We start from the raw sequence: 6,267 nt of genomic DNA, 5'->3' as shown, positions 1-6,267 counted from the left end.
GCGTCCTTCATCGGCTCCAGTGCCAGGGCATCCACCGTGGACCCTTAGTATCTTGACCCATCTTTCCTATGCGTCTCCTGTCCGCTCACCCGGCCCGCACCCGGAGGTGTGGGGGGTTCGCTTGAGGAGCGCGGTTATTTCGCGTTTCTCTCGCTCTTTCACGCTCGCTTGTCATGCATCCCGCCTCGCTTGAGGCTCAGAAAAGATACAGGCCACACGTGAATCTGTCAACACCCCCTGCCCACGCCACCCTTCATGTCGACATCCAGTGCAGGAAAACAGCGTGCCATACGGGTTCCGTTTGTTTCGCCGGCAATCCGGAAGTTCACCGGATCGCCAGCTCCACGTCCGGAGGGGCGTTTTTCTCCTGCTCTGCGGCGCAGCTCTCCGAGTCGCCTCCGCTCGGACCCAGCGGGCTTAGCAACCCATTCAATCGGAGTCCGTATCACACGCGAAAGCGGCCATCCGGGGATGACCGCCTCTTTCCTGACCGCCTGGCGGCCGCGGGCGTTCAGCGCTTCAGCAGCACCGTCTCCTGGACCTTCAGTCCCTGTGCCAGGGCGACGCGGGCGTGACCGCGGGCCGCTTCGAGGTCATGGTCGCGGTAATTGCCGCATTCCAGCTCACTGACACCGGGAATGGGCCGGTCGTGCGCCGCCGTGTCCTTCAGGGCCGCCTCGAAGGCCTTCAGTACCCCCTGTTCATCGGGCTCTCCGATGACCGCCATGTACATGCCGGTGCGGCAGCCCATCGGGGAGACATCCACCACGTCGTTCAGGTGATCGCGCAGGTAGCCGGCCAGCAGGTGCTCGAGCGTGTGAATGGCCGCCGGATCGATGGCCCCCTGGTTGGGTTGCAGCAGCCGCAGGTCGTACTTGCTGATGGAGTCGCCGCGCGGCGTGGTCTTCACGCCCGCCAGTCGCACGTACGGGGCTTGGACCCTGGTGTGGTCCAGATCGAAGGATTCAACGTTCGCCATGCCCTGATTGTGCCGCGCGCCGCCCCGGGCAAACGTGAACACACCCAGACCACGTCCGGGCCGCCACGCCCCGCGCGGCACCCGGTGACGGTCCCGCGTGCACCCGCACGGAAGCACTCCATATACTGCGCAGCGTGCCAACCCTGACCGACCGTTCCCGCCGCGCGCCCGTGTGGCTGCCCCTCGTGCTGGCCGCGCTGCTGGTCGCCGCCGATCAGGCCCTGAAAAGCTGGGCGCTGACGAACCTGCAAGAGGGCCAGCCGCCACGGGTGTTCATTCCGGGCGTGGTGGAGTGGCTGCTGACCTTCAACACCGGGGCCGCGTGGAGCCTGTTCAGCGGGAGTGCCGCGCCGCTGGCCCTGGGCCGCCTGCTGGTCGGGCTGGGCATCCTGGGCTACCTGACCTGGAAACCGCAGCCGCGCGCCCTGAGCGTGATCCTGGCGATGATCTCGGCCGGGGCGATCGGGAACGCCATCGACGGGCTGCGGCTGGGCAAGGTGACGGACATGATCCACTCGCCGCTGCTGAGCAGCGTGACCCGCGCCCTGAAGGCCGGTGACTTCCCGATCTTCAATGTGGCCGACAGCTGCGTGGTCCTGGGAACGCTGGCGCTGCTGATCCTCAGTTTCATGGGCGACCGCCGGGCCAGTCGGAGTGCCGGGTAAGGACGGCGGGGCGGCGCAGAGGGGGCGGCCGGCGGGACTTCTCCCGCGCGCCGCCCCGCTTCATGGACGGACGGCCTGCGCGGCGAGGGCCACGCGCCGGGGAGGGGACCATGCCCACAAAGAAGTCGCCCCTGTCCGGTGTGGACAGGGGCGGCTGGGCTGAACTGAGGCGCTCAGGCCACGGCCTTGCGGCACTTGTTGCACACGCGCAGACGCAGGCTGACGCCGCCACGGGTGACCGTGAGGGGCTGCAGGTTGGGCTTCTGAACTCGCTTGGTCACGCCGGTCACCTTACGACCGACGCCGCCCGCAGCGCGGGCCTTACCGCGGCGGATGACCGAGTTGACCACGATCGGTCCCTTACCGCACACTTCGCACACTTTCGCCATGATGACTCTCCTTCTTGAGCCTGATCCTTCCTAACTGACCGGGGGCTGCGACCTGTTCTGGGTTCCCTGCCGCGCCGGCCTGAATCAGACAAGCCGTCCAACTGTAGCACAGGGAGTCCACGGCACGCAAAAGGCGGGGCCTTCCCCGGTCGTACCCCGGTTCCTGGCGGCTGGACAGGCCCGGGCACCCGCACCCGGAGGGCCGGGAGGAGGCGTGAAAAACACGGACGGCCCATCAGGGACCGTCCGTGTTCGGGTGGAAGAAACGCTCAGCGCAGGACGCGCAGGGCCTTGAGGATGGCGATCAGTACGACGCTGCCGACCACACCCCAGATGATGCTCCAGAAGCTGAAGCCACTGCCGGCCACGTCGCCGCCGATGTTCAGCACGTTGCCGAACACGAACTGCGCGAGGAGGCTACCGACGATCCCGATCAGGATGTTGGCGATGGCACCCTGCTGGGCGTCCGTCTTCATGATGAGGCTCGCGAGCCAACCGCACAGCGCACCAACCAGAATAGTAATGATCCAACCCATGATGTCTACCTCCATTTATTTGGAACTTGGCTTGTGTGGAATTCAACGTGTGCCGCTCTCGTTGTGGGTGCAGCATGAAACTCACCAAACCCATCAAATGTGGAAGTTCGTACTTTCTCAAGGGCGGGCGAAGACCGGATGGAGATCCCCCCAATTCCCGTTAAGGCTGGAGTTCAGAATCGCGGCCAGAACGCTCATTTCTGACCTGACCCCAAAGACAGCAAGGCCGGACCCGGTGCCCGTTCATCCCCGTTCACCCCACCGCCGGGTTCTCATGGAAGGGTCCCCACCCGTCCCAATTGTCTTACCCCCGGTTCACCCCGGCAGCGGCGGCTCGGTAGCATGGCGGCACACGCCCCCACGGGCAGCCCGGAGGCCACGTTTCTATGCTCGCACCGTCACCCGCACCGTCAGGACGACCCGCCCACCCCACCGCCGCCCCCCGGACCGGTACGCCGTGACCGCCGGCCCGTTCACCGTGCGCGCCCCCGCCAGCAGCGCCAACCTGGGGCCCGGCTTCGACAGCCTGGGCCTGAGCGTGCCGCTGTACACCACCCTGCGCGTCACGCCACAGGCCACCACCGAGATCGTGCCGCTCGGCGCGGAACTGGAGGGAACACCTGCCGACGAGAGCAACTACGTGTACCGCGCCATGCTGCTCGCCGCCCGCCGCGCCGGGCAGTCCCTGCCGCCCGCCCGGATCGAGATCGAGACCGACGTGCCCCTGGCCCGCGGCCTGGGCAGCAGCGCCGCCGCGCTCGTCGCCGGGATCGTCGCCGGCAACGAACTGCTGGGCCGCCCCCTGGACGACGAGACGGTCCTGGACGTCGCCGCGCGCGAGGAAGGTCACCCGGACAACGTCGCCCCCGCCCTGTTCGGCGGGATCGTCGTCGCCACCCTCGACAAGCTCGGCACCCACTACGTGCGCCTGGACCCGCCCGCGCACCTGGGCGTGACCGTCCTGATCCCGGACTTCGAACTGAGCACCAGCAAAGCCCGCGCCGTGCTGCCCAAGGAGTACAGCCGCGCCGACGCCGTCCACGCCCTCTCACACGCCGCGCTGCTCGCCGCCGCGCTCTCGCAGGGACGCCTGGACCTGCTGCGGCACGCCATGCAGGACTACATCCACCAGATCTGGCGCGCGCCGCTCGTGCCTGGCCTGAGCGACATCCTGGAGGAAGCCTGGAAGCACGGCGCCCTCGGCGCGGCCCTCAGCGGCGCCGGTCCCACCGTGCTGTGCTTCCACGACACCCGTGAATCCAGCGCGCCCCTGCACACGTACCTGCACGCCGTCATGGCCCGCAACGGCCTGGAAGGCCGCGTCCTGGACTTCCCCATCGACGCGGCCGGCACCCTGGTCGAACGCACGTAGACCACCCCCGGCATGCAGGGCGCCGCGCCCGGACAGGAAAGGCGGCGCCCGCACCGACAAAAGAAGAACCGGAGTGATCTCTCACTCCGGTTCTTTCGCTGGTCGAGGCGGCGAGATTTGAACTCACGACCCCTACCACCCCAAGGTAGTGCGCTACCAGGCTGCGCTACGCCTCGATACCCAGCCACAGAACTATAAAGGCACTTTCAGGATCCGTCAAGGGTGCGCGGCGGAACGGGACGCCCCTTCTGTACCTGCGGGCCTGCCGTGGCTATCCTGCCGGGCATGACCCTGACATTTGAGGAGAAACTGCAGAACTACGCGCGGCTGGCGGTGCGGGTGGGCGTGGGCGTGAAACCCGGCCAGCGGCTGCTGGTGCAGGCCCCGGTCGAGACGGCCGCCCTGGCGCGCCTGGTGGTGCGCGAGGCGTACGCGGCGGGCGCCAGCTTCGTGGACGTCCGCTGGGACGACGACGACGTGCAGCTGGCCCGCTTCGAGCTGGCCCCGGACGGCAGCTTCGAGCAGATCAGCCGCTGGCGGGTGGACGCGGAGATCGAGACGGCCGAGGCGGGCGGCGCGGTCCTGGCGATCCGCGCGACGAACCCGAACCTGCTGGGCAGCGTGGACCCCGAGCGCGTGGCGACGCACCAGCGGACGCTGGCCGCGTACCGCCGCCCGTACACCGCGCAGGTGATGACCAACCGCCTGAACTGGAACCTGATCAGCGCGCCGGTCAGCGGCTGGGCCGAACTGATGTTCCCCGACGCGGGCGCCGAGCAGGCGGTCGCGCAGCAGTGGGACGCGATCTTCGCCGCGACCCGCGCGGACCAGCCGGACGCGGTGGCGCTGTGGGAGGCGCACCTGGGAGACCTGAAACGCCGGCGGGAGCTGCTGACGCAGAAGCAGTACGCGGCGCTGCACTTCCGGGGCGGCGGGACGGACCTGACCGTGGGTCTCGCGGACGATCACGTGTGGGGGGGCGGCGCGGCCGACACGCCCGGCGGGATCACCTTCACGGCGAACATTCCCACCGAGGAGGTCTGGACCGCCCCGCACCGCGAGCGGGTGGACGGCACGGTGGTGAGCACCAAGCCGCTGTCGTACAACGGCACGCTGATCGACGGCATCCGCATCGAGTTCAGCGGCGGGCGCATCACGAAGGCGAGTGCCGAGAAGGGCGAGGGCGCGCTGCTGAAGATGATCGACACGGACGAGGGCAGTCACCGCCTGGGCGAGGTGGCGCTGGTGCCGCACTCCAGCCCGATCAGCCGTTCGGGGCTGTTCTTCTTCAACACCCTGTACGACGAGAACGCCGCGTCGCACATCGCGATCGGCAGCGCGTACCGCTTCAACGTGAAGGGCGGCGTGGACATGTCCCTGGAGGACTTCCTGGCGGCGGGCGGGAACGACAGCCTGACCCACGTGGACTGGATGATCGGCAGCGGTGAGATGGACGTGGACGGCGTCGCCAAGGACGGCACGCGCGAGCCCGTGATGCGCGCCGGTGAATTCGTGATCTGAACGCAGAAGGCGGATGGCAGATGGCTCGGTGGTCCCGGCCATCTGCCATCCGCTTTCGACCACCTGCCTTCCCTTAGGGCCGCAGGTCTTCCTCGTCGATCAGGAAATCCACGGCGCCGCTGCCGATCTCGTAGTACGCGCCGATCACGCGGATCTGCCCGGCCGCCTCGGCCTCCCGGATGACGGCCTGCTGGCGCAGGATGCTCACCTGGTGGCGGACGTTGTTCAGGACGGCCTCGCGCATGCGGGCCTTCTTGTCGCGGATGGGCGGCATGGCCTGCACGCTGGGCTGGATGCGGCGGATCAGGGCCTGCAGGTGCTCGGGCTCCTGGGCCACCTTCTCCTCGGGCAGCAGCGCGGCGGCCACCGCTCCGCAGGCCTCGTGGCCCATCACGACGATCAGGTGTACGTCCAGGTGACGGACGGCGTACTCCAGGGTGCCCAGGCCGGCCTCGCCGACGACGTTCCCGGCGACCCGTACCACGAACAGCTGCCCGAGGCCCTGGTCGAAGACCAGTTCGACCGGCACGCGGCTGTCGCTGCACGCCAGGATCGCGGCGTAGGGCGTCTGGCCCATGATCTGCGCGCGGCGTTCGTTCGCGCTGACTTCCGGGCGGGTGGCCTGTCCGCTGAAGAAGCGGGCGTTGCCGTCCTTGAGGGCACGGATGGCGGCGTCCGGGGTGGCCACGTCGGATTCCTTGAGTCCGGCGATGTCCTCCATGCTGGCGCCACGGCGGATGGCGTCCAGGATGCGGCGTTCGAGGTCGGCGGCAAGCTGGGCAGCAGAGTCGTCCATGCGGCGCAT

Annotated in this window: 6 protein-coding genes, 1 tRNA gene and 1 pseudogene; 3 read left to right on the top strand and 5 right to left on the bottom strand. The window is 68.5% G+C overall.

Annotated elements, in window-relative coordinates:
* Positions 1-511: 511 nt before the first annotated feature.
* Positions 512-979: an S-ribosylhomocysteine lyase gene (locus ABDZ66_RS06375; protein ID WP_343757233.1), complete on the bottom strand. Its 468-nt coding sequence runs from the start codon at positions 977-979 to the stop codon at positions 512-514.
* A gap of 116 nt (positions 980-1,095) precedes the next feature.
* Between ABDZ66_RS06375 and lspA the strand changes: the two are divergent.
* Positions 1,096-1,644, top strand: a pseudogene (gene lspA / locus ABDZ66_RS06370) (signal peptidase II); the annotation flags it as partial.
* Positions 1,645-1,817: 173 nt separating this feature from the next.
* Here the strand turns inward: lspA and rpmB are convergent.
* Both rpmB and ABDZ66_RS06360 read right to left on the bottom strand, forming a co-directional pair.
* The gene (gene rpmB / locus ABDZ66_RS06365; RefSeq protein WP_343757232.1) at positions 1,818-2,033 is read right to left on the bottom strand and encodes a 50S ribosomal protein L28; all 216 of its coding nucleotides are present in this window, start codon (positions 2,031-2,033) and stop codon (positions 1,818-1,820) included.
* Positions 2,034-2,302: 269 nt separating this feature from the next.
* Entirely contained in the window at positions 2,303-2,569 is a 267-nt protein-coding gene (locus ABDZ66_RS06360) for a GlsB/YeaQ/YmgE family stress response membrane protein (RefSeq protein WP_343757231.1), read from the bottom strand.
* A 457-nt stretch (positions 2,570-3,026) separates the two neighbouring features.
* Here ABDZ66_RS06360 and thrB point away from each other — a divergent pair, with 457 nt between their 5' ends.
* The gene (thrB, locus tag ABDZ66_RS06355; protein ID WP_343757230.1) at positions 3,027-3,941 is read left to right on the top strand and encodes a homoserine kinase; all 915 of its coding nucleotides are present in this window, start codon (positions 3,027-3,029) and stop codon (positions 3,939-3,941) included.
* Positions 3,942-4,040: 99 nt separating this feature from the next.
* Here thrB and ABDZ66_RS06350 read toward each other — a convergent pair.
* Positions 4,041-4,117 (bottom strand) — tRNA-Pro (locus ABDZ66_RS06350).
* 109 nt (positions 4,118-4,226) lie between these two features.
* Between ABDZ66_RS06350 and ABDZ66_RS06345 the strand changes: the two genes are divergently transcribed.
* Positions 4,227-5,462 carry an aminopeptidase gene (locus tag ABDZ66_RS06345; protein ID WP_343757229.1) on the top strand — a complete coding sequence of 412 codons (1,236 nt, stop codon included), beginning with the start codon at positions 4,227-4,229 and terminating at the stop codon, positions 5,460-5,462.
* A gap of 73 nt (positions 5,463-5,535) precedes the next feature.
* Here the strand turns inward: ABDZ66_RS06345 and ABDZ66_RS06340 are convergent, their stop codons facing one another.
* Positions 5,536-6,258, bottom strand: a complete 723-nt coding sequence (locus ABDZ66_RS06340) for a carbonic anhydrase (protein ID WP_343757228.1) — start codon at positions 6,256-6,258, stop codon at positions 5,536-5,538.
* Positions 6,259-6,267: the final 9 nt, after the last annotated feature.

The sequence above is a fragment of the Deinococcus depolymerans genome (assembly GCF_039522025.1).
Taxonomy (GTDB): Bacteria; Deinococcota; Deinococci; order Deinococcales; family Deinococcaceae; genus Deinococcus; species Deinococcus depolymerans.
This window is presented reverse-complemented; position numbering and strand designations above follow the sequence as displayed.